At 58.5% G+C, this 24,609-nt stretch carries 26 protein-coding genes and 2 tRNA genes; 11 read left to right on the top strand and 17 right to left on the bottom strand.

All coding sequences use genetic code 11. The features are described from left to right. Positions 1-94: 94 nt before the first annotated feature. On the top strand, positions 95-904 hold the full coding sequence (locus LRS11_RS14675) for a hypothetical protein (protein WP_260493666.1): 810 nt from the start codon (positions 95-97) through the stop codon (positions 902-904). 53 nt (positions 905-957) lie between these two features. Here the strand turns inward: LRS11_RS14675 and radC are convergent, their stop codons facing one another. Further along, complete coding sequence (gene radC / locus LRS11_RS14670) at positions 958-1,467, bottom strand: RadC family protein (RefSeq protein ID WP_260493665.1); 510 nt, start codon at positions 1,465-1,467, stop codon at positions 958-960. 786 nt (positions 1,468-2,253) lie between these two features. Here radC and LRS11_RS14665 point away from each other — a divergent pair. Next, positions 2,254-3,597: a DarT ssDNA thymidine ADP-ribosyltransferase family protein gene (locus tag LRS11_RS14665; RefSeq protein WP_260493664.1), complete on the top strand. Its 1,344-nt coding sequence runs from the start codon at positions 2,254-2,256 to the stop codon at positions 3,595-3,597. Next, positions 3,597-4,760: a macro domain-containing protein gene (locus LRS11_RS14660; RefSeq protein WP_260493663.1), complete on the top strand. Its 1,164-nt coding sequence runs from the start codon at positions 3,597-3,599 to the stop codon at positions 4,758-4,760. The genes LRS11_RS14665 and LRS11_RS14660 overlap by 1 nt, the downstream gene beginning before the upstream one ends. A gap of 235 nt (positions 4,761-4,995) precedes the next feature. On the opposite strand, the gene LRS11_RS14655 is transcribed toward LRS11_RS14660, so the two are convergent. The 3 genes from LRS11_RS14655 to LRS11_RS22360 all read right to left on the bottom strand — a co-directional run bounded on the left by LRS11_RS14655 (position 4,996) and on the right by LRS11_RS22360 (position 7,065). Then, positions 4,996-5,247 (bottom strand): helix-turn-helix transcriptional regulator, encoded by a 252-nt coding sequence (locus LRS11_RS14655; protein WP_260493662.1) that lies wholly within the window; start codon positions 5,245-5,247, stop codon positions 4,996-4,998. 113 nt (positions 5,248-5,360) lie between these two features. Next, positions 5,361-6,656, bottom strand: a complete 1,296-nt coding sequence (locus LRS11_RS14650) for a hypothetical protein (protein WP_260493661.1) — start codon at positions 6,654-6,656, stop codon at positions 5,361-5,363. Between the two features lie 166 nt (positions 6,657-6,822). Then, positions 6,823-7,065 carry a hypothetical protein gene (locus LRS11_RS22360; RefSeq protein WP_192210247.1) on the bottom strand — a complete coding sequence of 81 codons (243 nt, stop codon included), beginning with the start codon at positions 7,063-7,065 and terminating at the stop codon, positions 6,823-6,825. 35 nt (positions 7,066-7,100) lie between these two features. On the opposite strand from LRS11_RS22360, the gene LRS11_RS14640 reads away from it, so the two are divergent. Beyond that, positions 7,101-8,300, top strand: coding sequence for a tyrosine-type recombinase/integrase (locus tag LRS11_RS14640; protein ID WP_192210245.1), 1,200 nt, complete (start codon positions 7,101-7,103; stop codon positions 8,298-8,300). A gap of 72 nt (positions 8,301-8,372) precedes the next feature. Here the strand turns inward: LRS11_RS14640 and LRS11_RS14635 are convergent. The 10 genes from LRS11_RS14635 to LRS11_RS14590 all read right to left on the bottom strand — a co-directional run bounded on the left by LRS11_RS14635 (position 8,373) and on the right by LRS11_RS14590 (position 16,118). Continuing rightward, a tRNA-Pro gene (locus LRS11_RS14635) sits at positions 8,373-8,449 on the bottom strand. An 83-nt stretch (positions 8,450-8,532) separates the two neighbouring features. Further along, entirely contained in the window at positions 8,533-8,889 is a 357-nt protein-coding gene (locus LRS11_RS14630; protein ID WP_160491379.1) for a MerR family transcriptional regulator, read from the bottom strand. Beyond that, entirely contained in the window at positions 8,870-9,172 is a 303-nt protein-coding gene (gene ihfA / locus LRS11_RS14625) for an integration host factor subunit alpha (protein WP_002553164.1), read from the bottom strand. Before ihfA ends, LRS11_RS14630 begins: the two co-directional genes overlap by 20 nt. 3 nt (positions 9,173-9,175) lie before the next feature. Beyond that, positions 9,176-11,554, bottom strand: coding sequence for a phenylalanine--tRNA ligase subunit beta (pheT, locus tag LRS11_RS14620; RefSeq protein WP_260493660.1), 2,379 nt, complete (start codon positions 11,552-11,554; stop codon positions 9,176-9,178). 42 nt (positions 11,555-11,596) lie between these two features. Then, the gene (pheS, locus tag LRS11_RS14615) at positions 11,597-12,613 is read right to left on the bottom strand and encodes a phenylalanine--tRNA ligase subunit alpha (RefSeq protein WP_260493659.1); all 1,017 of its coding nucleotides are present in this window, start codon (positions 12,611-12,613) and stop codon (positions 11,597-11,599) included. A 94-nt stretch (positions 12,614-12,707) separates the two neighbouring features. Then, on the bottom strand, positions 12,708-13,064 hold the full coding sequence (gene rplT, locus LRS11_RS14610) for a 50S ribosomal protein L20 (protein WP_160080018.1): 357 nt from the start codon (positions 13,062-13,064) through the stop codon (positions 12,708-12,710). A gap of 25 nt (positions 13,065-13,089) precedes the next feature. Beyond that, entirely contained in the window at positions 13,090-13,284 is a 195-nt protein-coding gene (gene rpmI, locus LRS11_RS14605; RefSeq protein ID WP_042552869.1) for a 50S ribosomal protein L35, read from the bottom strand. A 60-nt stretch (positions 13,285-13,344) separates the two neighbouring features. After that, entirely contained in the window at positions 13,345-13,896 is a 552-nt protein-coding gene (gene infC, locus LRS11_RS14600) for a translation initiation factor IF-3 (RefSeq protein ID WP_173211658.1), read from the bottom strand. Beyond that, the gene (gene thrS / locus LRS11_RS14595) at positions 13,896-15,818 is read right to left on the bottom strand and encodes a threonine--tRNA ligase (protein WP_260493658.1); all 1,923 of its coding nucleotides are present in this window, start codon (positions 15,816-15,818) and stop codon (positions 13,896-13,898) included. The genes infC and thrS overlap by 1 nt, the downstream gene beginning before the upstream one ends. Positions 15,819-16,041: 223 nt before the next feature. Next, positions 16,042-16,118: transfer RNA gene (locus LRS11_RS14590), tRNA-Val, on the bottom strand. A gap of 183 nt (positions 16,119-16,301) precedes the next feature. Between LRS11_RS14590 and LRS11_RS14585 the strand changes: the two genes are divergently transcribed. From LRS11_RS14585 to tal, 3 genes are all read left to right on the top strand, one after another. Beyond that, the gene (locus LRS11_RS14585; protein ID WP_260493657.1) at positions 16,302-17,585 is read left to right on the top strand and encodes an FAD-binding oxidoreductase; all 1,284 of its coding nucleotides are present in this window, start codon (positions 16,302-16,304) and stop codon (positions 17,583-17,585) included. Between the two features lie 192 nt (positions 17,586-17,777). After that, a complete protein-coding gene (dusA, locus tag LRS11_RS14580; RefSeq protein ID WP_260493656.1) occupies positions 17,778-18,785 on the top strand; it encodes a tRNA dihydrouridine(20/20a) synthase DusA in 1,008 nt (335 codons plus the stop codon). A gap of 76 nt (positions 18,786-18,861) precedes the next feature. After that, positions 18,862-19,785 carry a transaldolase gene (gene tal / locus LRS11_RS14575; protein WP_260493655.1) on the top strand — a complete coding sequence of 308 codons (924 nt, stop codon included), beginning with the start codon at positions 18,862-18,864 and terminating at the stop codon, positions 19,783-19,785. 234 nt (positions 19,786-20,019) lie between these two features. Here the strand turns inward: tal and rssC are convergent, their stop codons facing one another. Beyond that, the gene (gene rssC / locus LRS11_RS14570) at positions 20,020-20,514 is read right to left on the bottom strand and encodes an anti-sigma factor antagonist RssC (RefSeq protein ID WP_182834956.1); all 495 of its coding nucleotides are present in this window, start codon (positions 20,512-20,514) and stop codon (positions 20,020-20,022) included. Further along, positions 20,511-21,695, bottom strand: a complete 1,185-nt coding sequence (gene rssB, locus LRS11_RS14565) for a two-component system response regulator RssB (protein ID WP_260493654.1) — start codon at positions 21,693-21,695, stop codon at positions 20,511-20,513. The genes rssC and rssB overlap by 4 nt, the downstream gene beginning before the upstream one ends. A gap of 208 nt (positions 21,696-21,903) precedes the next feature. Between rssB and LRS11_RS14560 the strand changes: the two genes are divergently transcribed. Continuing rightward, on the top strand, positions 21,904-22,203 hold the full coding sequence (locus tag LRS11_RS14560; protein ID WP_260493653.1) for a PilZ domain-containing protein: 300 nt from the start codon (positions 21,904-21,906) through the stop codon (positions 22,201-22,203). A gap of 59 nt (positions 22,204-22,262) precedes the next feature. Here the strand turns inward: LRS11_RS14560 and LRS11_RS14555 are convergent, their stop codons facing one another. Continuing rightward, positions 22,263-22,964, bottom strand: a complete 702-nt coding sequence (locus LRS11_RS14555; protein WP_260493652.1) for a VacJ family lipoprotein — start codon at positions 22,962-22,964, stop codon at positions 22,263-22,265. Between the two features lie 108 nt (positions 22,965-23,072). On the opposite strand from LRS11_RS14555, the gene LRS11_RS14550 reads away from it, so the two are divergent. From LRS11_RS14550 to LRS11_RS14540, 3 genes are all read left to right on the top strand, one after another. Next, positions 23,073-23,480 carry a thioesterase family protein gene (locus LRS11_RS14550; RefSeq protein WP_260493651.1) on the top strand — a complete coding sequence of 136 codons (408 nt, stop codon included), beginning with the start codon at positions 23,073-23,075 and terminating at the stop codon, positions 23,478-23,480. Between the two features lie 76 nt (positions 23,481-23,556). Then, positions 23,557-24,204 (top strand): HAD family phosphatase, encoded by a 648-nt coding sequence (locus LRS11_RS14545; protein WP_260493650.1) that lies wholly within the window; start codon positions 23,557-23,559, stop codon positions 24,202-24,204. A 114-nt stretch (positions 24,205-24,318) separates the two neighbouring features. Then, entirely contained in the window at positions 24,319-24,582 is a 264-nt protein-coding gene (locus tag LRS11_RS14540; RefSeq protein ID WP_182834950.1) for a DUF4404 family protein, read from the top strand. Positions 24,583-24,609: the final 27 nt, after the last annotated feature.

Below are 24,609 nucleotides of genomic sequence, written 5' to 3'. Positions count from 1 at the left end.
CCTGAGGGCAGGCCGAACAACAGGCCCTGGGGTACCGACAAGCGCAACTCGGCTCATTACGCTGCCAAGCATCCTCACCACTCAGAGACGACCCATGCGTACCGCACCAACCCTATCCCCGCAGCAAACCTGCGAGAACATCCTGATCGACGATAAAACCTACAACGTCGAGCACAACATCCTGTCCAGCGAAAACGCCATCATCGATCGCCTGCTCGCGCGACGCCTCGAACTGAATGAAGCCTACGGTGAGCTGTACGACAAACTGCACCTGCATCCTCGGGCACTCTCGGTATTCCTGAGCCTCTTGCTCAGTACCGCAGCATTCTGGGCCCCAGAGAAGATCGCCAGGGCTCGTGCTCAACGGGACGAACTTGTCGACACCAACCAGCAGATTGCACAGAAAGCCGAGGAGCTGGCCCAACTGCTGGAGCACCGCTCCAACCTGCACAACACATCGGGTTTCAGCAGTGACACTCACTACCATATTTGCGACGTAATTGAGGATGCAGCGAAGGATCACTACCTTTTTAACGCCTATGTGAGAGAGCGCCTGAACACCGTTCGCAACCAGTTCGAATGGAAGTACTGGCCCACCGTGGAACAGTTCGTTCGAGCGCTGGGCAGAGATGCCAACGGCGCCAAACTGGAGGCCACAGACCCGCTGACTCGAGTCGCAACCGCAGCCACACGTCACTCGCCTGCGGACTTCTTCAAGGCACTCTTCGCCGCCATCGAGGAGAACAGCGAGCCGAACGGTGGGCCGCTACCCGAAGGCATCAAGCTCAGCGATGCCACGCTGGCCTCGCTGGTGAACTGTGCATTGGATCTGAGCCCTGACGAACTGAAAGACAGCGCCTACGTGAAGCGACTGCGACAACGCGAACGCAATAGCGACAAGTGATGCACGGCCAGCAGGCAGGGCGCAGCAAAAAAGGGGGCCGAAGCCCCCTGCTGTCAGAGTAACCCCTGTTCGGCAAATGATGCAGTCGCCTCGCCACCCACGATGACGTGATCCAGCGTGCGCACATCCACCAGTGCCAGAGCCTCCTTGAGGCGCTGGGTCAGCACCTTGTCTGCCTGGCTTGGCTCTGGATTTCCGCTCGGATGGTTGTGCGAGAAAATCACCGCCGCTGCGTTGACGCGCAATGCCTCCTTCACCACTTCCCGTGGATACACCGCCGCCGCATCGATAGTGCCGCGAAACAACTCCACATACTCAAGCAGCCGATGCTGGCTGTCGAGGAATAGCGCCGCGAACACCTCGTGCTCGAAACCAGCCAGTTTGGTGCGCAGGTAGTCCTTGACCAGCTCCGGCGACGTGAACAACGCTCCACGTTGGTATTTCTGGTCGATCACCTGACGCGCCATGTTTAGGATCTGATCTGCAGACGCAGGCAGGTAGCGCCCCTGTGCATCACGCATCAGCAGCATGGCATCGAACGAGGAAAAGGAAAGTTGCGACATGGTCGTGCTCCGGTTGCTCGGGCGGAATTGCCCGGAACCGGCGCCAGCACGGCGCAGCACAGCTGTCAGGGGTCACCGACGGACGCCAGGACGCCAGCGTGCAAGGCACGCGCAGCCCTTGACGGCGAGAACGCCGTGATACGGTGAAGGGAACAGCAAGACCGCCCCACTCCACCCATGCCACGGATTGGCAAGCGGAGCGCGCAGGCCCTCATGGGCCGGAGGCGTCAGGGATCAAGGTCATGACTCGGCACGAGGCACGGGGCGTAGCCTGCGAGCCCGACGCGGAACGCCGGGTACTCTAGCTAATGGCAAAATACGAGCTCGCAGCCTTAGGCCAAGCAGAGTAAATGAGCAAGACTCATCGGTGATGGATGAGTATTAGCCTGCTAGCTCTACACTGCAGTTCGCTGTTGATTGGCAGAAACAGCCAATTGCGGTCAGTAGGCCAGCAAATAAATCTGTTCACTTTTGTACTGCCTGGTGCTGGAGGTCGAAGTAAATCATTTGATTTGGTATAGGCTTGGGATACACAATCCAAAATGCGATTCGGCGTGCCTTGCCAAGGCTCAAATAAAAAACAGTAAAGATCGGGGGCGATTAAGTTATGGCGGAGGTGTTTGGCTCTATTCCAGAATGCGGAATAAAACTTGCTGAGAAAATTTTTCGCGATGGCGAACAAAGAGGGACTTAAACTCTGCCTCGACAAATTGCAATGATGTCAGAGAAATATAAAGAACAATGATTTTAGTGTCGCTCTATCAATAGCTTACCCAAGGAGGAAACATGGCAGTTCCTGCACACCACAGGGGTCGCAGTGCATATCATTTCACATCGATAGAGAATCTAGAGTCAATAATTGATCACGGTATTTTTTCGACCAATCAGAAAATTGCTCGCGGTATCCTGCATGTTAACGTTGCTGAGGAAGGCATACAGAGGCGTCGGGCGCTGATGCAAGTGCCTGGAGCCAACGGTCGGTGTGTTCATGATTTTGTTCCATTCTATTTCGCAAAGAAAACGCCTATGCAACTGGCGGTGTTGCATAAAAAAAACGTAGATCAGCAATTTATTATCTACCTTTCCGTTTCGGTTTTGCTGATGGAGACAAGACCTGGGGCCTATTACACAAGCGCGTCCGCAAATACGGAAATCCCCCCAACTTTCTTTGCTGGAAATTATCAGTCTGATCAGCTCGATCAACTAGATTGGCCAACTATTGATAACGGCCGATGGGGATATGACGACGATGATCAGAAGCACCGTAAAATGGCGGAACTTTTGTTACCCGATCATGTTCCATTGTGCGAAATTAATCAAATAGTTACGTTTAATCGCAGCGTGTCTGACTGTGTCAGGCAAATTTTTCAGAGCAAAGGGGTTACTCCGCCGAGCGTGGTTGAGGCGGGATGGGAGCATTATTATCTAGAGCCTGGAAATTGGAGTGCTTCTTTGGTTACAGGGCCTTTTTTTCTGAAGCGCTTTGTGGATGAAGCTGTTTCTCATGTAATCTCTTTTCAGCGTCAGGTGATGCCGAAATTCCGGACCCTAAGTGACGCCTTGCATGCTATTCGCGCTAACTTATCGGCCATCAGAGAGTTAGAGGATATCGATGGTCTAGGTGCTAACTACGGGCCGCATAACGAAGATGTTGGCGCTCATTCTCGACGCGTTGCGGGGCTGGTGCTGAACTCACCTGAATATAATCAGTTGGATCCTATCCATCGTGAAGTTTTGGAGCTTTCTGCTTATCTTCATGACATAGGCAAAGGGCCGAAAACACGCTGGCCCAATAGCTTTATGAATAAGGCAGACGGGGAACACCCCAAAAAATCCCTGCCCATGTTGAAGAGAATTCTGACAGAGGATTTGCCCATTCTGCCGCCAGATATAGTTCGAAAAATTATAACCCTGGTGATCTATGACGACCTACTGGGTGAGATCGTTGCTAAAGGCCGGAACAAAAGTCAGTTGTTCGATATAATTACTTGCCCTGAAGATATCAATATGTTGGTGGCTTTGAGCAAGGCTGATATTGGTGCAATAAATCAGTTTTGGCTGATGCAAGTCTCTGCTGGAATAGACAACCTCAGAGCTGAGTCACTCCAAAAATTGCAAGGTGGCAACTAATGATAGAGTTTGTTACTGGAGATTTTTTCGATTTTGATGCGGACATCATGATCAATACAGTCAACTGTGTTGGTGTGATGGGCGCAGGTGTGGCACTCGCATTTAAGAAAAGATTTCCTGAAATGTTTGATGATTATGCTGAGAAGTGTCGCTTGGGCATCATTCGCCCCGGACTGCCCTCCGTTTGGTTGCAAAAGGATATGATCTCAAAAGACATCGAGATCATAAATTTCCCGACTAAAAAGCATTGGAAAAAACCATCTGAATATCATTATATCGATGATGGGTTGGAATGGCTTTCTAAGTATCTTGAAGATAAAAGTGGGAAAATAGTAACTCTCCCGGCCTTAGGCTGTGGCCATGGTGGTTTGGACTGGGGCAGGGTCCGATCCATGATTGCTGAGAAGCTAAAAAACTCTCCTGCGCATATATACGTCTTTGAACCTTTCGACTCAGTGAAGGCGGGCGATGTCAAGGCTTCAGAGCCAGACTATGAGCAACTGCTTGGCTCGGTGGGGGCTGGGGTTGTTAAATATGAGTCAGACTCATACCCGGAAAAATTACGCAGCTATACTAAGAAAAACGTTTATTACTATCCAAAGCAGCAAAAAAAAATTGGATACGATTATTCAATGGTGTGCAGCAGCACGCCTGGCTCTAGCGAAATAAATGCTATACGGAAATTTGTTGATTTTTGCGTCATCGAGAGGCGGAGTATTTTGCTGGGAGGGACAGCCTTTGAAAAAAAACTCGCACTTGAACTTTCGGCAAAAGGTCTAATTTGCGGCTGCGTTCTACCATCCGGAATTTACGAATCCATAAAAAAAGTATCGTCATCGCCGCGAAAAGAAAAACCTATTCTTCTTTCGATAGGCAATCCAGTAGTTGCCTTCGACAAGAAAGAATTCATGCCTTCTGTTTTTGCGAGAATGTATCTTTCTGAGAAAGTGGTGTTTTTTTCTGGAAAGCTTGCTTGGTTGGAGAGATATAAGAGTCAACTCAAGCGAATATCTATAGATGCGTATTATTGCGTTTCTGAAATCAGCTCTCCAGAGGATATGAAGGCAATATCAAGCATAGGGGCAAAAGGATTTGACTTGGATGTCCACTTAAAAAGCTTTTTCGCGGATGATACTCACAAGTCTGATGCGGCTAGGGGGTAGGTGATCAGGCTCTTGCTTGATCTTAGCTTATCTAAATTAGAGCTATGGCATAGCTCATTGCATTTAATGGCTTGTGATGTGTAATCATTTTATTTAAGAGTTTTATTTTTGACAGAAATAGAGCACGGGTAAAAAGGCAGATTTATTTACTGGTCTACTGTCCGCTAATCCCTGGAACTGCTGAGGATCTTCCCGCTATAACCCTCTGACGTTGAAAGCTGCAGCACGGTAGCCATCAGTCAAACACTCCCTGAATTTCGTCCAACGTCGGCATGGCCGCAGGCACCAGCGCGAACTCACAGCCCAGGGCTCCCAGTAGTCGCGCATAGGCCGTCATACCCACCGTCAAGTCTCCCCTCTCGATGGCGATGACCTTCTGCCGGGTGATGCCTGCAAAGGCAGCCAGCTTGGCCTGTGTTAGACCGCGATTCAGGCGGCGCTGCCGGATCTGCTCGCCAAGGCGCCTCGTGATAAGGGAATAATCCATGTTCTGTATACGTAACAAATTAGATTAAATGTAACGTATACGTAACCTATGGAAAAATCAAAGCGGATTAGAGCAGCCATGCTCGAGAATCAAAGCCAGCCTGCACTTCTGCCTCACCGCTCTTCTGGTCCTCGCCATTTCATCAACACGCCAAGCGTATCCATCTTCCCAACAAGCTCCGTGGCAATGGCCAGGCGCTCCAGCAATACCTCCCTCTCCTCGCTTGTTCTCGACAAGGCTTCGTCCTCGGCCTCGCGGAAGAATGCTTGTATCCGCCGCACGTCATCCCAGGCACGAATGGCATCAAGCAGCTCTTGCCGGGCTTCGGCCCTAGCTTTTTCCTGGCGCTCCCGCTCCCACCGCTCCTCCAGTCGCCGCCGCTCTTCCTCCCATTCCCGCCTTCGGATCTCAGCCTGGCGCTCACCCTCCTCGACTAGGCCAGCAATAGCGGTAGCCGCCTTTGCCAGGTAGTCGACTATTTCGTCCAGTTGCCCCCGAAGTTCGCGCACCTTGGCCTCTGGCCAGCGCTGCACCCAATCTGCGACTGGGTACGGACTGAATGCCTGAAGACACAGCCGTCCGGTAGCGAAATGCTTCTGCGTGGTCCAGCTCCAACTGGGCATCGGACGACGTCGCTCGGCAGCCGGCAGCTTGCCAAGAGGGATATACTCCCCATCGACGTACCGCGCCTCCAGCTCCTCGGTCATCTCGAAAAGGGTCAGGCCGATAGCGACGGAGCCCACGAAGACAACAGTCGCCTTGGAGGGATGCCAAAGGCTCGGATAACGATTATTAACCGTCTTTCCAGGCTTTTCCCTTTCCTCCACGGGAGCGCGGGAATAGGTACGATCGCTCGGCGCCAGCATGACCCGGTAACCAGCAACTTCCAGCCTGAGGAAAAGGGCATTGGCCGTATCCAGCGCATCGTCGAGCATCGGCTCCGAGACAACTACATCCACCAGGCGCCTCTGCGACGGCTTCAGGTAGCCGCTGTCGATTACCTTTCCCTTGGTAAAAAGGTCTCGTACACCGCTGACCAGGGTATGGCGGGCTGAGCGAGAAATACGTGGCCGCGGACGGGCAACCTGGCACTCCGGCGGTTTGGGAAGCGGATACCTGGCCGGCCCCGGGGCATCGCCTCTTCGCCATATCAAATGGTCTCCCGGGCGTGCGTCAGGCAAGGGTACCTGGGGACTTGGCTTGCCATGCTCGAGCTTGGTCCAGTGGCCGCGCGGCGGGCGCGGCACGTTCATGGAGGTGCAGACCCTCGCCATGAAACTCGACGAAACCCCATAGCGCTCCGCCACCCTGATCATCGGATGACGCCACACCTCATCGTAGAGTGCCTCCCGGGACACCTGCCCAGGCGGATCCTCGCGATCAGTGGCATCTAGCAGAACTGAATTCACCCACTATCCTCCTGTCGCTCATCGTCAAGATTCGTCACCTCCCGCATCGCCTGGCCGCTCTTGGCTGCACCTTCGCCTGAACATGCAGCAACCCGCCACAGCGGGTTGCCCCTTCAATTGGTCTGTCTTGAACATGACACCCTCATGCCAGGAGGCAGATGCCATGTCAGACGCCAGCAGGAAACCCCTGCCCAACCGACTTTCTTGCCCACCACGCGTTATCCGGGCCGGGGCGGCTCCCGCTTATCTTGGGATGTGCAGGGATGAGTTCAACAAGACCGTACGTCCCTATGTCCGCGAATTTCGCATAGGCCGGCAAGGCATCGGCTTTGATCGCGAGGAGCTGGACGCCTGGGCAGATGACTACATCGAACGAACGGTTATTGAAAAGAATGGTGCCCAGGGACAAGATCGATTCCGCAGCGAGCGCCAAGGAGAAAAACCATGGCGCGAAAAACCATCACTGGCCTCTACGAGAGAAACGGAATCTGGCACGTCGACAAGGTCGTCAGAGGTCAGCGACTTCAAGAAAGCACTGGCACAAGCAACCGGGAGGAAGCAGAACAGTACCTGATACACCGGCTCGAGAAGCTCCGACAGGAGAAGGTCTACGGTATTCGCCGAGTCAGGAGCTGGCGCGAAGCCGCGACCCGCTACCTGATGGAGTATAAGGACATGCCGTCGATCGGTCTGGCCGCCATCTACCTCGAGCAGTTGGATCCCTACATCGGCGACCTACCGCTCACGCACGTCGATGACGAGTCGCTTGCCCCGTACATCAGGGACAAGCTGAAGCCGAGCAGGACATCGACCGGCAAGGTGAAGCCTGGTGTAACCCCAAGGACGGTGAACATCGCCCTGGAGAAGGTCATCCGCATTCTCAACCTATGCGCCCGGAAATGGCGTGACGAAGAGAAACGGCCCTGGCTGGACACGGTACCGATGATCAGCAAGCTGGACGAGAAGCGATCGAGGCGAACGCCCTATCCGCTTTCGTGGGAAGAGCAATCGCTGCTGTTCTCGGAACTGCCAGACCACCTGCGCCGAATGGCGCTTTACAAGGTCAACTGCGGCTCCCGGGAGCAAGAAGTGGTCAAGCTGAGGTGGGACTGGGAGATCCCGGTGCCAGAGCTCGACACTAGCGTGTTCCTGATTCCTTCGGATTTTGGAGGCAGGGACAAAGGATCGGGTGTGAAGAACGGAGAGGAACGGCTGGTCGTGCTGAACGCGGTGGCCAAATCGGTCATCGAGGGACAGCGTGGCCTGGATCCGGTCTGGGTATTCCCGTATGGGATGCCCGACAGGAACGGCAAGGCGACACCGGTTCATCGGATGAACGATAGCGCCTGGAAGAAGGCCCGGATTCGGGCGGCGAAGAAGTACCAGGAACGCTTCCTGCGACCGGCACCGAAGGGGTTTGCCTCGATCCGCATCCACGACCTGAAGCACACCTTCGGGAGAAGACTCCGGGCAGCCGGTGTAACCGAGGAAGACAGACGGGCCCTGCTGGGCCACAAGAACGGCAGCATCACCAGTCACTACTCGGCGGCGGAGCTGGGAAAACTGATCGATGAGGCCAACAAGATATCGGCGACGGACTCGCGAGGACCGGCGCTGACGATACTGAGGAGGAAGGCAGGATGAAAAGTCCCGCAAAAGTCCCTGAAACGAAAAAGGCCAGCTCATCTCTGAACTGGCCTAAGTCGTGGAGTTATTTGGTCGGGACGGAGTGATTCGAACACTCGACCCCTTGCACCCCATGCAAGTGCGCTACCGGGCTGCGCTACGCCCCGACTTTTACAGCTGCTCCCGAATTTCGAAAGCGGACGGATCTTACAATAAGCTTTTGAATTCTGGAAGCTTTTTCTTGAGCAGGTTATTTACGCAAGACCTGCAAGACATCTTCCAGCTCGACGATCATCTGCCGGATCATCTGCTTGTACTGGGTCGTATCATCCTTGGCTTCATCGCCCGACAAGCGCTGACGCGCACCGCCGATGGTGAAGCCCTGGTCATACAACAAGGCGCGGATTTGCCGAATCATCAGCACATCCTGGCGCTGATAATAACGACGGTTTCCACGGCGCTTGACCGGGTTGAGCTGGGGAAATTCCTGCTCCCAGTAACGCAGCACATGCGGCTTTACCGCGCACAGATCACTTACCTCACCGATGGTGAAGTAGCGTTTGCCAGGGATGGGCGGCAGCTCGTCGTTATGACTTGGTTCCAGCATATGCCTCAACTCTGGCCTTCAGTTTCTGGCCGGGACGAAAGGTGACAACACGGCGAGCCGTGATTGGGATTTCTTCGCCTGTTTTTGGATTGCGACCCGGACGCTGGCGCTTGTCGCGCAGGTCAAAGTTGCCGAAACCGGACAGCTTGACCTGCTCGTTATCCTCCAGCGCGTGGCGGATCTCTTCAAAAAACAGTTCGACCAGTTCCTTGGCTTCCCGTTTATTCAGGCCAAGCTCTTCATACAGACGTTCCGCCATCTCAGCTTTCGTCAGAGCCCCCATACGCTACTTCCTTAACGTGGCGTTGAACCTTTCTTCCAGCGAGGTGAGGATATTTTGCGTTGTGGTATTCACCTCATCGTCATTAAGAGTGCGCGATGGATGCTGCCAGGTCAAGCCGACGGCCAGGCTTTTTCTATGCGGATCAATACCTTTACCGTGATACACGTCAAACAGCCTGAGATCCGTCAGGTACTCGCCCGCCGCTTCGCGGATACAGGCCAGTACCGACTCGGCCGGTAGCTCACGATCGGCCAGCAAAGCCAGGTCACGACGCACCTCGGGGAAGCGCGACAGTTCGCTGAACTTCGGCATGCGCCCCTGGGCAACTTCGGCCAGCACCAGCTCGAACAGATAGACTGGCTGATCGATGCCCAAAGTCTTGGCCAGCTCCGGATGCAGCGCACCGATGAAGCCAACCAGGCGGCCATCACGCTCGATGCGCGCGGTCTGCCCCGGATGCAGCGCAGCATGCTCGCCAGGCGCGAAACTGAACTCCAGCGACGAACCTGCGGAACCCAGCAGCGCCTCGACATCGGCCTTCAGATCGTAGAAATCGACATCGTCACGACCATGCGCCCAACCTTCCGGCAAGCGGCTGCCAGTAAGCACACCGGCTAGCATGGCTTCCTGCTTCAGCCCTTCGAGCTGACCGACGAAGCGCAGACCGCTTTCGAACAGACGCACGCGCGATTGCTGACGATTGAGGTTGTGTTGCAGCGCCTTGACCAGGCCCGGCCACAGCGAGGAGCGCATGGCGGCCATATCGGCGGAGATCGGATTGGCCAGTTGCAGTGGCTCGACACCCGGATTGAACAGGGCGAACAGCTTGGGATCAATGAAGCTATAGGTGATCGCTTCCTGATAACCACGCGCCACCAGCAGACGACGCAGGGTCGCCAGCTCGGCGCGCGCTTCGCTCTTGGCCTGCGGCGCCAGACGCGCCTGCGGGTAGCGCACCGGCAGACGGTTGTAGCCATACAGGCGACCCAGCTCTTCGATCAGGTCCACTTCCAGGCTGATATCGAACCGATGGCTGGGCACGCCGACCTGCCAGACGCCTGCGCCTTGTGCCGATACGCTCAGCCCCAGGGCAATGAGCAGACGCTCGACTTCCGCGGCATCCATCTGCAGGCCCAGCATCTGGTCGATGCGCTCGGCACGCAGGGTGATCGGCGCGACCTGTGGCAGATCGGCCTGGCTCACGGCTTCGATGACCGGACCGGCCTCGCCACCGACGATTTCCAGCAACAGCGCCGTAGCGCGCTCGATGGCCTGGCGCGCCAGCTGCGAATCCACGCCACGCTCGAAGCGGTGCGAGGAGTCGGTGTGCAGGCCATAGGAACGGGCCTTGCCGGCCAGGGCGATGGTGTCGAAAAACGCGCTTTCGAGGAACAGATCGCGGGTCTTGGCGCTCACGCCACTGTGCTCGCCACCCATCACGCCGGCGATGGCCAGGGCGCGCTGATGGTCGGCGATCACCAGAGTATCAGCACGCAGGCTGACTTCCTGGCCATCCAGCAGAACCAGCTTCTCGCCCTCTTCCGCCATGCGCACACGGATGCCGCCATTGATCTCGGCGAGATCGAAGGCGTGCATCGGCTGACCCAGCTCGAGCATCACGTAGTTGGTGATATCCACCGCCGCATCAATGCTGCGGATATCGGAACGGCGCAGGCGCTCGACCATCCACAGCGGAGTCGGCTTGGACAGGTCGACATTGCGGATGACACGACCCAGGTAGCGCGGGCAGGCCTTGGGCGCCAGCACTTCAACCGGACGCACTTCGTCATGCACCGGAGCAACCGGGGCAATGACCACCGGAGCAACCTGAGCGGCGTAGATCGCCCCCACTTCACGGGCCAGACCAGCCAGGGACAGGCAGTCACCACGGTTAGGCGTCAGGCCCAGCTCGATGCTGGCGTCATCCAGACCAAGGTAATCACGGATGTTGCCGCCGACCGGCGCATCAGCCGCCAGCTCCATCAGGCCGCTGTTGTCGTCGTTGATCTGCAGCTCGGAAGCCGAGCAGAGCATGCCGTTGGATTCGACGCCGCGCAGCTTGGCCTTCTTGATCTTGAAGTCGCCCGGCAGCTCGGCGCCGATCATGGCGAATGGAATCTTGATGCCTGGGCGCGCATTCGGCGCACCGCAGACTACCTGGAAGCTCTCGCTGCCATTGCTGACCTGGCACACGCGCAGCTTGTCGGCATCCGGATGCTGCTCGGTGCTGAGGATTTCGCCAATCACGATGCCGCTGAACTCGCCGGCAGCCGGGGTAACGCTGTCTACTTCGAGGCCAACCATGGACAGGCGGGCCACCAGCTCGTCACGCGAGACCACCGGATTGACCCAGCTGCGCAGCCACTGTTCACTGAATTTCATACTGTCTGTTCTCCTGAACGCATTCGAAACGGGTCATGTGGCCTAGCGGAATTGCGCCAGGAACCGCAGGTCGTTATCGAAGAACAGGCGCAAGTCATTGACGCCGTAACGCAGCATGGCCAGGCGCTCGACGCCCATGCCGAAGGCGAAGCCCTGGTATTTTTCCGGGTCGATGCCGGACATGCGCAGTACGTTCGGATGCACCATGCCGCAACCCATGACTTCCAGCCAACCGGTCTGTTTGCACACGCGGCAACCGTTGCCGCTGCACATCACGCACTGCATGTCGACTTCCGCCGACGGCTCGGTGAACGGGAAGAAGGACGGGCGGAAACGCACACCCAGGGGCTTCTCGAAGAACACCCGGAGGAACTCCTCGATAGTGCCCTTGAGGTCGGCAAAGCTGATGCCCTCGTCGATCAGCAGACCTTCGACCTGATGGAACATCGGCGAGTGGGTGATATCGGAGTCGCAGCGATAGACGCGGCCGGGGCAGACGATACGGATCGGCGGCTGCTGCGATTCCATGGTGCGCACCTGTACCGGCGAGGTATGGGTACGCAGCAGCATGTTGGCGTTGAAATAGAAGGTGTCATGCATCGCCCGCGCCGGATGGTGGCCAGGGATGTTGAGCGCTTCGAAGTTGTGGTAGTCGTCTTCGACTTCCGGACCCTCGGCCACGTTGTAGCCGATATGGGTGAAGAACTGTTCGACACGCTCCAGCGTGCGAGTCACCGGATGCAGACCACCAGAGGCCTGACCGCGGCCAGGCAGGGTTACGTCGATTTTTTCGGCGGCGAGCTTGGCGCTCAGCGCAGCCTGCTCAAGCACGGATTTGCGGGCGTTGAGGGCGTCCTGAACCTGGTTCTTGGCAGCATTGATCAGGGCACCGGCCTGTGGACGCTCTTCGGCGGAAAGCTTGCCGAGGGTCTGCATCAGGGCGGTCAGCTCGCCTTTCTTGCCAAGATAGTGAACCCGGAGCTGCTCCAGGGCGTTGACGTCTTCGGTGTGTTGCACGGCCTCAAGCGCTTGCGAGACCAATGCATCCAGGTTTTCCATGTACGGACTCCAGATACAAAATAGGGGAAGAGCTTGAAGGCTCTTCCCCTATTGGTGACGTTGGCACCGGGCGAACCCGGTGATTGTCGGGGACTTAAGCCAGAACGGCCTTAGCTTTCTCGACAATCGCAGCAAACGCCGCTTTTTCGTTCACTGCCAGATCGGCCAGAACCTTGCGGTCGATCTCGATGGACGCTTTTTTCAGGCCAGCGATGAAACGGCTGTAGGACAGACCGTTAACACGAGCACCAGCGTTGATACGAGCGATCCACAGAGCGCGGAACTGACGCTTCCGCTGACGGCGGTCGCGGTAGGCGTATTGGCCTGCCTTGATCACAGCCTGCTTGGCAACACGGAACACGCGCGAACGAGCGCCGTAGTAGCCTTTAGCGAGTTTCAGGATTTTTTTGTGACGAGCACGAGCGATAACGCCACGCTTAACACGAGCCATGAGTAATTTCCTCTATCTTGACCGATTAACGAACGCGCAGCATGCGCGCCACTTTTGCAACGTCGGACGGATGCACCATGGTGCTACCGCGCAGGTGACGCTTACGCTTAGTGGACATCTTGGTCAGGATGTGACTCTTGAAAGCGTGCTTGTGCTTGAAGCCAGTAGCGGTTTTGAGAAAACGCTTGGCTGCACCACTCTTAGTTTTCATCTTTGGCATGTTCGGATACTCCGCATTCAGTTGATAAACATAACCGCAAGGCCTGCCGTGCCCTGGTGGTTACTTCTTCTTTTTGGGGGCGATGACCATGATCAGTTGGCGTCCTTCCATCTTTGGATGCTGCTCAACGGCGCCGTATTCAAGCAGGTCATTTTCAACCCGCTTCAACAGCTCCATGCCCAGCTCCTGGTGGGCCATCTCTCGACCGCGGAATCGAAGCGATACCTTGGCCTTATCCCCATCACTAAGGAAACGTACCAGGTTGCGTAGTTTTACCTGGTAATCCCCTTCTTCCGTCCCTGGACGAAACTTGATTTCTTTAACCTGAATCTGCTTCTGGTTCTTCTTCGCCGCGGCAACCTGCTTCTTCTTCTCGAAGATCGACTTGCCGTAGTCCATCACTCGGCAAACCGGCGGAACCGCGTCGGCAGAAATTTCGACCAGATCGAGTTTGGCCTCATCAGCCACTCGCAACGCTTCATCAATCGAGACGATGCCAATCTGCTCGCCATCAGCACCAATTAACCGAACCTCGCGGGCCGAGATATTCTCGTTGATCGGTGCTTTAGGTGCAGCTCGTTTATCTTGTCTCATTTCACGCTTAATAATGATTACTCCGAATCTTGGCGCGAACGCCGGGAAACCGCTTGCTTGAGCTGATCGGCGAATTGCTCGAGGGGCATGGAGCCCAGGTCGACGCCTTCGCGGGTGCGCACAGCAACGGATCGTGTCTCAACCTCCCGATCTCCAATAACCAAGAGATAGGGAACCTTGAGCAAAGTATGCTCGCGGATTTTAAAGCCGATCTTCTCGTTTCTCAAGTCAGACTTGGCACGAAATCCGCTTTCATTGAGCGTTTTTTCGACTTCGAGGGCAAAATCGGCCTGCTTGTCGGTGATATTCATCACCACGGCCTGAGTCGGCGCCAGCCAGGCCGGGAAGGCGCCAGCATAGTTTTCGATCAGCATGCCGATGAAGCGCTCGAAGGAACCGAGGATCGCACGGTGTAACATCACCGGACGCTTACGGTTGTTATCTTCGGCGATATAGCTGGCATCCAGGCGCTCCGGCAGGTTCGGATCGTACTGCAGGGTACCGCACTGCCAGTTACGACCGAGGCAATCCTTCAGGGTGAACTCGATCTTCGGACCGTAGAACGCACCCTCGCCCGGCTGGTATTCCCACTCCAGACCCGACTCGTTCAGCGCATCGGCCAGGGCCGTTTCGGCGCGATCCCACAGCTCGTCGGATCCCACGCGCTTGGCCGGGCGGGTCGACAGTTTCATCGCGATATCGGAGAAACCGAAGTCGGAATACACCTGCAGAGTCAGCTTGATGAAGTCGGCTGCCTCCTTTTTCACCTGATCTTCGGTGCAGAAGATGTGGGCATCGTCCTGAGTGAAGCCACGCACACGCATGATGCCGTGCAGCGCGCCAGACGGCTCGTTACGGTGGCAGGCACCGAACTCGGCCATGCGCAGCGGCAGGTCGCGGTAGGACTTCAGGCCCTGATTGAAGATCTGCACATGGCACGGGCAGTTCATCGGTTTCACCGCATAGTCGCGGTTTTCCGAGTTGGTGGTGAACATGTTCTCGGCGTAGTTGGACCAGTGCCCCGAACGCTCCCAGAGAATACGATCGACTACCTGCGGGGTGCGCACCTCGACGTAGCCGTGCTCGCGCTGCACCTGGCGCATGTACTGCTCCAGCACCTGATAGACGGTCCAGCCGTTCGGGTGCCAGAACACCATGCCCGGTGCTTCTTCCTGCAGGTGGAACAGGTCCAGCTGCTTGCCGATGCGACGGTGATCGCGCTTCTCGGCTTCCTCGATGCGCTGGATATAGGCCGCCAGCTGCTTCTTGTCCGCCCAGGCCGTGCCATACACGCGCTGCAGCTGCTCGTTCTTCGAGTCGCCGCGCCAGTAGGCACCAGAAATCTTGGTCAGTTTGAAAGACTTGAGAAAGCGCGTGTTCGGCACGTGCGGGCCACGGCACATGTCGACGTATTCTTCGTGGAAGTACAGGCCCATGGCCTGCTCGTCCGGCATGTCCTCGATCAGGCGCAGCTTGTATTCCTCGCCACGGGCCTGGAACAGCTCGATGACTTCGGCGCGCGGAGTCATCTTCTTGATGACGTCGTAGTCCCTGTCGATCAGCTCGGCCATGCGCTTCTCGATGGCCGCCATGTCTTCCGGCGTGAAAGGCCGACCGATGGCGATGTCGTAATAGAAGCCTTCTTCGATGACCGGCCCGATCACCATCTTGGCATCCGGGTACAGCTGCTTGACCGCATGGCCAACCAGGTGCGCGCAGGAGTGGCGGATGATCTCCAGCCCCTCTTCGTCTTTCGGCGTGATGATTTGCAGGGTGACATCGCTGTCGATCACATCGCAGGCGTCCACCTGCTTGCCATTGACCTTGCCGGCCAGGGTGGCCTTGGCCAGGCCGGCACCAATGGACTGGGCGACCTCAAGCACGGACACCGGATGATCGAACGAACGCTGACTGCCGTCGGGAAGAGTAATGATGGGCATGGCGCCTCCTCTCCTAGTGGTGACCCCTACCAAAGGTCACGTGGGTTGGGATGAGCCAGGAAGCGATTCGGCGGTATACCTGCCTAACGATGGCAGGAGCCTTGCGGGCCAACCTGAACCGAACCAGAGTCACTGGAAGTAAGAGCGCGGATGCTTTCAGAAAGCCGCAGCCCTGACAAGCAGCCAATAAAAAAGGGGTCGTATAAACGACCCCTTTCGGATTTGGTAGGCACAATTGGACTCGAACCAACGACCCCCACCATGTCAAGGTGGTGCTCTAACCAACTGAGCTATGTGCCTGCAATGGCCGCGCATTTTACGGATAAGCGCATGACTGTCAACACCTTTTTCGCTAAGTGGCTGAAAAAGTGACTATTTTGTTATACAGCTAAGCGTTAAAAATTTTGCACAGAGGCTAGCCGGGCATTTTCAAGTCGAGTAGCATCGCCTCATTCGTAAAAAATAAAGAACAAAGGTTCCAATATGACGCACACCCCCTACCCCCAGTCCTACTACGCCGCCTCCGCCAATCCGGTTCCTGCACGCCCAGAACTGCAAGGCGAGACGGAAACCGATGTGTGCATCATCGGCGCTGGCTACACCGGTCTGTCGACTGCGCTGTTCCTGCTGGAGAACGGCTTCAAGGTGACCGTACTGGAAGCGGCCAAGGTCGGCTTCGGCGCGTCCGGGCGTAACGGCGGGCAGATCGTCAACAGCTACAGCCGCGATATCGACGTGATCGAACGCACTGTCGGCCCCAAGCAAGCACAGCTGCTCGGGCAAATGGCTTTCGAAGGCGGCCGCATCATTCGTGAGCGCATCGCCAAGTACAACATCCAGTGCGACCTGAAGGACGGTGGCGTGTTCGCTGCCAACACGCCCAAGCACATGAAGCACCTGGAGTCGCAGAAGAAACTGTGGGAGCGCTACGGCCACACCCAGCTGGAACTGATGGACGCCAAGCGCATCCGCGAAGTGGTCGCCAGCGACAGCTACGTGGGCGGCATGCTCGACATGAGTGGCGGCCATATCCACCCGCTCAACCTGGCCCTCGGTGAAGCGGCTGCGGTCGAGTCGCTGGGCGGCGTAATCCATGAACAATCGCCAGCCATCCGCGTCGAGCGTGGCGCCAACCCGGTGGTGCACACCCCGAACGGCCGCGTCAAAGCCAAGTTCGTGGTGGTTGCCGGCAACGCCTATCTGGGCAACCTGCTGCCGGAGCTGTCGGCCAAGTCGATGCCATGCGGCACTCAGGTCATCACCACCGAACCGCTGGCCGCTGACGTGGCCAAGAGCCTGCTGCCGCAGGACTACTGTGTCGAAGACTGCAACTACCTGCTCGACTACTACCGCCTGACCAGCGACAAGCGCCTGATCTTCGGCGGCGGCGTGGTCTACGGTGCCCGCGATCCGGCGAACATCGAGGCGATCATCCGTCCGAAGATGCTCAAGGCCTTCCCGCAGCTCAAAGACGTGAAGATCGACTACGCCTGGACCGGCAACTTCCTGCTGACCCTGTCGCGCCTGCCGCAGGTCGGCCGGATCGGCGACAACATCTATTACTCGCAGGGTTGCAGCGGTCACGGCGTGACCTACACCCACCTGGCCGGCAAGGTGCTGGCCGAGGCCCTGCGCGGCCAGGCCGAGCGCTTCGACGCCTTCGCCGACCTGCCGCACTACCCGTTCCCGGGTGGTCGCCTGTTCCAGGTGCCATTCAGCGCCATCGGCGCCTGGTACTACACCCTGCGTGACAAGTTCGGCATCTGATCGGACGCAACGAAAACGGCGCCTGTTGGCGCCGTTTTTCATTGCCAGCGTATGACCTCGCAGGAGTGGCCAGGACCAGCCAACCACGCCAATCGCAACCACCAATAGATGGCTGGGGTAAACTAGAGCATGCACAGCGCTCGCTCCAGGCGTGCAGCTGCAGCCTTTATTCGCATTTTCTCTGGTTCCGTTATGCCCAACAGCCCCACCTCGTCGGTGTCGCAACGCGCCGAGCCCTCCCGCCGCTTCTCCGTTGCGCCGATGATGGATTGGACTGACCGTCACTGCCGCTTCTTCCTGCGCCAGCTGTCCAGCCAAGCCCTGCTGTACACCGAGATGGTCACCACCGGCGCCCTGCTGCATGGCGAGGCCGAGCGCTTTTTGCGTTACAACAACTGCGAGCACCCGCTGGCCCTACAGCTGGGCGGCAGCAACCCGACGGAGCTGGCGGCCTGCGCCAAGCTGGCCGAGCAGCATGGCTACGACGAGGTCAACCTGAACGTCGGCTGCCCCAGCGACCGGGTGCAGAACAATATGATCGGCGCCTGCCTGATGGGCCATCCGCAGCTGGTGGCCGACTGCGTCAAGGCCATGCAGGACGCGGTGTCCATCCCGGTCACGATCAAGCACCGGATCGGCATCAACGGCCGCGACAGCTATGCCGAGCTGTGCGACTTCGTCGGCACGGTGCGTGATGCCGGCTGCACCAGCTTCACCGTGCACGCGCGCATCGCCATTCTCGAAGGCCTGTCACCCAAGGAAAACCGCGAAGTGCCGCCGCTGCGCTACGAGGTCGCCGCGCAGCTCAAGCAGGACTTCCCGGCGCTGGAGATCATCCTCAACGGCGGGATCAAGACCCTGGAGGAATGCCAGCAGCATCTGCAGACTTTCGACGGCGTGATGCTTGGCCGCGAGGCCTATCACAACCCCTACCTGCTGGCTCAGGTCGACCAGTTGCTGTTCGGCCAGCCAGGCCCAGTGATCAGCCGCGCCGAGGCGCTGGCGCGCATGCGTCCGTATATCGAGCAGCACATTGCCGGCGGCGGCGTGATGCACCACATCACCCGCCATGTGCTGGGCCTGGCCCAGGGTTTCCCCGGCGCACGACGCTTCCGCCAGCTGCTTTCGGTGGACGTGCACAAGGTCAAGGACCCACTGGCCCTGCTCGATCAGGCCGGCGAACTGCTCGCCGGTCGCTGAAACCTGCAAGCCAGACCGTTGAGCGGCACTCGCCGCTCGGGTAAGGTCATGCCACTTGTAACGACAGGGTTTCGTCATGACTTCCAAGCTGGATCAACTCAAGCTGTACACCACCGTGGTCGCCGACACCGGCGACCTCGACGCGATCAGCCGGCTCAAGCCGGTGGACGCCACCACCAACCCGTCCCTGTTGCTCAAGGCCGCCGCGCTGCCGCGCTACGCCCACCTGCTGGATGAGGCTGTAGCGGGCTGCCAAGGCGATCTGGGCCTGGCCTGCGATCGCTTCGGCGTGGCCGTCGGCCAGGAAATCCTCAAGGTGATTCCCGGGCGCATCTCCACCGAGGTGGACGCGCGCCTGTCCTTCGACACCCAGGCCACCCTGCGCCGCGCCGAGCGCATCATCGGCCTGTATGACCAGGCCGGCATCGGCCGCGAGCGCGTGCTGATCAAGATTGCCTCCACCTGGGAAGGCATCCGCGCCGCCGAGCAGCTGGAAAAGGCCGGCATCCAATGCAACCTGACCCTGCTGTTCTCCTTCGCCCAGGCGGTGGCCTGCGCCGAGGCCGGGGTATTCCTCATCTCGCCCTTCGTCGGGCGCATCTACGACTGGTACAAGAAGGCCGAGGGCCGCGACTTCGTCGGCGCCGAAGATCCGGGCGTGCAGTCGGTGGCGCGCATCTACCAGTACTACAAGGCCAACGGCTATAAAACCGTGGTGATGGGCGCCAGCTTCCGCAACCTCGGCCAGATCGAACAGCTGGCCGGCTGCGACCGTCTGACCATCAGCCCGGACCTGCTGCAGCAACTGAGCGATGACCAGGGCGAGCTGCCGCGTCTGCTCAATGCCGGCAGCGGTGAAGCCCGCCAGAGCCTGGACGAGAGCAGCTTCCGCTGGGCCCTCAACGAAGACGCCATGGCCACCGAGAAACTGGCCGAGGGCATTCGCCTGTTCGCCCGTGACCAGGAAAAACTCGAGGCGCTGCTCGCCGCGCGGGCCTGATTCCCGGGCAAAGAAAAAGGGCGATACCTTGGCGGGTATCGCCCTTTTTTATTCCTGGCCGGCCTAGCAGGCTGTTGAAAAACGTAGGCGAGGTAGCCAGCGCAAGGCGCAACGTTAGTAACAGCCTCCGGCTGGTCAAAACGGCGAAGAAGCGCAGTTTACGAGCTGTAAATGAGCATTTTTAGCGTGTTTTTAACGCAGCGATGGCAACGCAGGTAGTTTTTCAACTGCCTGCTAGCTGCGTTCCAGCGCGCTCACCAGATCATGGAACGCCTCGCGATTGGAGTCGTTGAGGCCCATGAGGATGCGGTGCGCTTCCAGCACCTTGGCCTTGACCACTGCTTCCGAATGATCCTGCGACGGCAGGTCATCCAGGCACTCCGGGCAAGGGATCGGCTGGTTGACGATATTGAACACCTGATCGAAGCCCATCGACTGCAGCAGCCGGGTGATGTCCGCGTGGGTGGTGACCACGGTCGGCAAGAGGCCGATCTTCTGCCGCGATAGGATCGAGAGCTTGGCCAGCAGGCCAAGCGTGGTGCTATCGATGCTACGGGTTTCCGTCAGATCGATGACGATCGCCGAAAAATTCAGCGCCGTGAAGATTTTTTCGATTGTGGAGTCCAGCGCCGAGCACAAGGTCAGGCGCACTTCACCGATGAACTTCAGAACGAAGGTACCGTCCTGCTCGGCAAACTGGATTCTACCGGGGCTATTCCCAGGATTCATGCAAGGTTCCTGCTCAACACCAGCAAGGCGATATCATCGGGCATCTCGCCCAGATTGGCCAGCCCAAGGACCTGACGCAGGCCATCGAGCGTACCGCCGGCCGAGCTTATCAGCTGCGGCAATATGGCTTCCTTCTCTTTGAGTGTATCGCCGGGCAAAAGATCCAGAATGCCGTCGGACAGCAGGGTCAGGCTGAAGGACTTGGGCAGGTCCATTTGCAGGTCGGTGTAGACCGCCTCATTGAACAAACCTACCGGCAGGCCGCGGCCTTCCAGGTAGTGGGCGTGACCTTCGCTGAACAACACCGGCAGCGGCAGGTGCCCGCCAATGCTGTAGGTCAGCTTGCCGCTCTGCTCATCGATCACCCCGCCGAGCATGGTCACGTGCTTGCCCAACTTGCAGTTGATCAGACCCCGATTGATATGGCCGAGCACATCGGAAGGCTTGAATTCGGGCAGCAAACCACCGCGGCGCGACTCGTACAACAGACGAGTGGTCATGAACTTCAACAGCACGGTGACGAAGGCCGAGGAAGCGCCGTGGCCGGATACGTCGGCCAAATAGAAGGCTATGCGCCGTTCATCGACCCGGAAGTAGTCGACGAAGTCGCCGGACAGGTACAGCGACGGAATGATCTGGTGGGCGAACTCCAGCCCGTCGACCCGCCAAGGGGTCAGCGGCAGCATGTTCATCTGCACCTGGCGCCCGGCGTTCTGGTCTTCCTGCAGCAGGTGCAGGCTGGCTTGCAGCTCGCGGTTGGCGGTTTCCAGCTTCTCGCGGTAGCGCTGGTTTTCCAGACGCAGGTGGGTACGGTCGAGTGCGCGGCGCACCGAGTGCTCGAGGACGGCGAGGTCTTCCAGGGGCTTGATCAGGTAGTCGGCGGCGCCCAGGCGCAGGGCCTCGACGGCATCGCTCATCACCCCGGCACCGGAGACCACGATCACCGGCACTTCGGTATTGAGCACGTTGATCCGGCGGATCAGCTCCAGACCATCGACCTGCGGCATGCGCAGATCGCAGATGACCACATCGGGGCGCTGCAGCTCGAAGACTTCCAGCCCCTGCAAGCCATTGGCAGCCTGCAGGACAGTGAAACCGCTGTCTTCAAGGTAGGCGGCGAGGCTGGCACGAACCACCTCGTCATCATCGATAATCAGCAGCTTGGCGCTGGGATTGTGCATGCAGTATCCAGGCAAACGACGCCGGAGAGGGAGTTGACGATTGGTGTTCGGAGGCTTCCGCACACGATCATTTCACGGCGCAGACGGTACTCCCATCCTGCAGTCGATTCAAGCCGCTGCCGATTGTCGCCAGGCGACTTTACACCTCAAATCCGCGGGGGTTATAACGACCCGCGGGAGTACCCAATAAAACAAGAGGACAGGGTCCATGAGCCAAAGCGATCGTGCCTACAGCGAGAAACGTGACTTCATCCGCATGCGACTGGAAGCCCCAGTCACTTTGCACATTGATGGCCGCGCCATACCCGCCCTGTGCCTCGACCTGTCGAGCACCGGCATGCAACTGGAAGCAGAATGCAGCGTGACCATGGGCCAGAAGGTCAAGGTGCATATCGCCTCCGACCACAACGAGCTGCAGGGACTCAATGCCGAAAGCGAAGTAATGCGCATCATCGACCTGGGCGATGGGCGCCAATCCATCGGACTGGCCATCCTGTCGATGACCTGAGTTACATCTGGACATGAAAAAGGCGGCCTAGGCCGCCTTTTTCGTTTATCTGCCGCCGATCAAAAATCGTCGACCACTTCGCCATCCTGCACGCGGAATTCGCGATTCTGCAGGTAGGCGTTACGAATGAAGATGTACTTGTCACCACTGACCATCTTCTCGGCCTCGAGCAGGCTGGCACGGCTGTCGATCACATTCACCCCACGGGTGACGTTGCGGGTCGGTACATGGTCGATGTAGGGGTACATGCCCAGGTAGCTGTCCGGAATCTTCGCCCCGGCATCCCGCACGCTGCTCGGCCCCATGAACGGCAGCACCAGGTACGGGCCACTGTTCAGGCCCCAGGCACCCAGGGTCTGGCCGAAGTCTTCGTCGCTGCGCTGCAGGCCCATCTTGGTGGCCACGTCGAAGAAGCCCAGCACGCCGAAGGTGGTGTTGAAGATCAGGCGGCCGGTATCCACGCCCGCATCATGCACCTTGCCCTGCAGCAGGTTGTTGGCCAGGTTGCCGACATCGCCGATATTGCCGAAGACGTTGTGCACACCATCCTCGAGAAATTGCGGGGTCACGGTCTGATAACCCTGCGCCAACGGCTTCAGCGCGTAGGTATCGAGAGTGTCATTGAAACTGAACATCGGACGATTGAAGGATTCCCACGGATCGTCTTCAGAGGCCTGCGCCAGTGCCGGAACCAGCACCAGGGTGGCACAGGCACACAAACGACCCAGACGTTCGATCCAGCTTGCAGCAGCCATACGCATTTGCAGTCTCTCCATGGCAACAGTAGTGTGGCGGCCCACGGCCAGCCCATCAGGTCGCGCAGTATAAACAGCCCGGCCTCTTAAGGCAGCAGCATAGCGGACGAACGCATGACGGAAAAACGCCTTCTGCACACCGCCCATATCCCGGTTCGCTGGGGCGATATGGACAACTACGGCCACGTCAACAACACCGTCTATCTCGAATATGTGCAGGAAGCGCGGGTGGAGTGGTTCGCCCTCGCCGGCATTGCCATCGACCACGCACCGCAGGGGCCAGTCGTCCTGCAGACCCTGCACACCTACCTCAAGCCGGTGGTGCATCCGGCTACCGTGGTGATCGAACTGTACGCCGGCGCGGTCGGGCGCAGCAGCCTGGTGGTCGAGCATCGCCTGAGCACCCGCGAAGATCCGCACAACTGCTACGGCGAAGGCCATTGCAAGCTGGTCTGGATCGACCATGCCAGCAACGCCTCGGTGCCGGTGCCTGACAGCCTGCGTAGCGTGATGGGCGCCTGAGAGGCTGAAACCTCGGCGTCACTGAAACGTCATCGGCGTGGATTAGCCTGCCCCGTGAATCTCGGGAATCCACGTCATGTCCAGCCCCAACGCTGCCCCCGCTTTCAATGCCCTGCTGTTCGGCCTCTCCGGCTGCCTGGTGGACTTCGGCGCCCGCACCTTGCCGGTTGCCCTCGCCCACACAGCCGGCCCGCTGGAGGACGCCGCCTTGCTGGCCAGCGCCGCCGAGCATGCGGAATGCCTACCGGGCGTCAGCGAACTGCTTGCTCAAGTACAACAACAGCAGCTGCCAGCTGCCTGGCTCGACGAGTTACCGCCGGCCGCCAGCGCCCGCCTGGCCTCCGCACTGCCTGCCTGGCTCGCAGCCGGGCAGCGCGGCCAAGCCCGCCCCTGGCCGGCACCGGACAGCATCTGGCTGGCCCTCAGCGGGTTGCAGGTCGATAAACTGCACGGCTGCGTGCTGATCGCCAGCGAACCGCGCCTGTTGCAGGCCGGACTCAATGCCGGACTGTGGTGCATCGCCCTGGCCACCTGTGGCTCGCTGTGCGGCCTGGCCCTGGGCGACTGGCAGGCCTTGTCGAGCAGTGAGCGCGAGAAGCTGCGGGTCGAGGCGACCCTGCAGCTCTATCGCCTCGGCGCGCACTCGGTGATCGACCACCCGAGTGAAGTGCCGGCCTGCCTGCAGGATCTGGCCATGCGCCGGCACAAAGGCGAAAAACCCTGAGCGCAATTGATCCCGATCAGGCAAGAGCGCGCGAGCTGGATTAACCTTCAAGCAAAAGGACGAACCTTTGCCGTCGAGTGAGGGTCCACTTTGCTGTCTTGAAGGAGAGAAACCATGCCCGAACGCCTGCAGCAACATCTCCAGCAACTGCGCGACGAGCTCGCCACCGATATTCCGCTGGACGTGAACGACCGCGCCGCCCTGCTCGAACTGATGCAGGAGATCGACCTGAAACTGGCCAAGGAGCTGGCCAGCGCGCCGGATGCCAGCCTGGTCGATGGGGTCAACCTGGCCGTGGAGCGCTTCGAAAGTCAGCACCCGACCCTGGCCGGCACCCTGCGCAATATCCTGCAGAGCCTGGCCAATATGGGGATCTGAGCACCCTCCCCGGATTGCATCCGGGCT

It is taken from the genome of Pseudomonas sp. J452, assembly GCF_024666525.1.
Taxonomy (GTDB): Bacteria; Pseudomonadota; Gammaproteobacteria; order Pseudomonadales; family Pseudomonadaceae; genus Aquipseudomonas.
This window is presented reverse-complemented; position numbering and strand designations above follow the sequence as displayed.

Bases quoted from the DNA above. Each gene is read 5' to 3' on its own strand.
- LRS11_RS14655 (WP_260493662.1), bottom strand. From the start codon at position 5,247: ATGGATTATTCCCTTATCACGAGGCGCCTTGGCGAGCAGATCCGGCAG.
- rssC (WP_182834956.1), bottom strand. From the start codon at position 20,514: ATGAATCCTGGGAATAGCCCCGGTAGAATCCAGTTTGCCGAGCAGGAC.
- LRS11_RS14550 (WP_260493651.1), top strand. From the start codon at position 23,073: ATGACGGAAAAACGCCTTCTGCACACCGCCCATATCCCGGTTCGCTGG.
- LRS11_RS14630 (WP_160491379.1), bottom strand. From the start codon at position 8,889: ATGCTGGAACCAAGTCATAACGACGAGCTGCCGCCCATCCCTGGCAAA.
- dusA (WP_260493656.1), top strand. From the start codon at position 17,778: ATGCCCAACAGCCCCACCTCGTCGGTGTCGCAACGCGCCGAGCCCTCC.
- rssB (WP_260493654.1), bottom strand. From the start codon at position 21,695: ATGCACAATCCCAGCGCCAAGCTGCTGATTATCGATGATGACGAGGTG.
- LRS11_RS14675 (WP_260493666.1), top strand. From the start codon at position 95: ATGCGTACCGCACCAACCCTATCCCCGCAGCAAACCTGCGAGAACATC.
- tal (WP_260493655.1), top strand. From the start codon at position 18,862: ATGACTTCCAAGCTGGATCAACTCAAGCTGTACACCACCGTGGTCGCC.
- ihfA (WP_002553164.1), bottom strand. From the start codon at position 9,172: ATGGGGGCTCTGACGAAAGCTGAGATGGCGGAACGTCTGTATGAAGAG.
- LRS11_RS14555 (WP_260493652.1), bottom strand. From the start codon at position 22,964: ATGCGTATGGCTGCTGCAAGCTGGATCGAACGTCTGGGTCGTTTGTGT.
- thrS (WP_260493658.1), bottom strand. From the start codon at position 15,818: ATGCCCATCATTACTCTTCCCGACGGCAGTCAGCGTTCGTTCGATCAT.
- LRS11_RS14545 (WP_260493650.1), top strand. From the start codon at position 23,557: ATGTCCAGCCCCAACGCTGCCCCCGCTTTCAATGCCCTGCTGTTCGGC.
- radC (WP_260493665.1), bottom strand. From the start codon at position 1,467: ATGTCGCAACTTTCCTTTTCCTCGTTCGATGCCATGCTGCTGATGCGT.
- LRS11_RS14560 (WP_260493653.1), top strand. From the start codon at position 21,904: ATGAGCCAAAGCGATCGTGCCTACAGCGAGAAACGTGACTTCATCCGC.
- LRS11_RS14665 (WP_260493664.1), top strand. From the start codon at position 2,254: ATGGCAGTTCCTGCACACCACAGGGGTCGCAGTGCATATCATTTCACA.
- pheT (WP_260493660.1), bottom strand. From the start codon at position 11,554: ATGAAATTCAGTGAACAGTGGCTGCGCAGCTGGGTCAATCCGGTGGTC.
- LRS11_RS14540 (WP_182834950.1), top strand. From the start codon at position 24,319: ATGCCCGAACGCCTGCAGCAACATCTCCAGCAACTGCGCGACGAGCTC.
- rpmI (WP_042552869.1), bottom strand. From the start codon at position 13,284: ATGCCAAAGATGAAAACTAAGAGTGGTGCAGCCAAGCGTTTTCTCAAA.
- LRS11_RS14660 (WP_260493663.1), top strand. From the start codon at position 3,597: ATGATAGAGTTTGTTACTGGAGATTTTTTCGATTTTGATGCGGACATC.
- pheS (WP_260493659.1), bottom strand. From the start codon at position 12,613: ATGGAAAACCTGGATGCATTGGTCTCGCAAGCGCTTGAGGCCGTGCAA.
- LRS11_RS14640 (WP_192210245.1), top strand. From the start codon at position 7,101: ATGGCGCGAAAAACCATCACTGGCCTCTACGAGAGAAACGGAATCTGG.
- LRS11_RS14585 (WP_260493657.1), top strand. From the start codon at position 16,302: ATGACGCACACCCCCTACCCCCAGTCCTACTACGCCGCCTCCGCCAAT.
- rplT (WP_160080018.1), bottom strand. From the start codon at position 13,064: ATGGCTCGTGTTAAGCGTGGCGTTATCGCTCGTGCTCGTCACAAAAAA.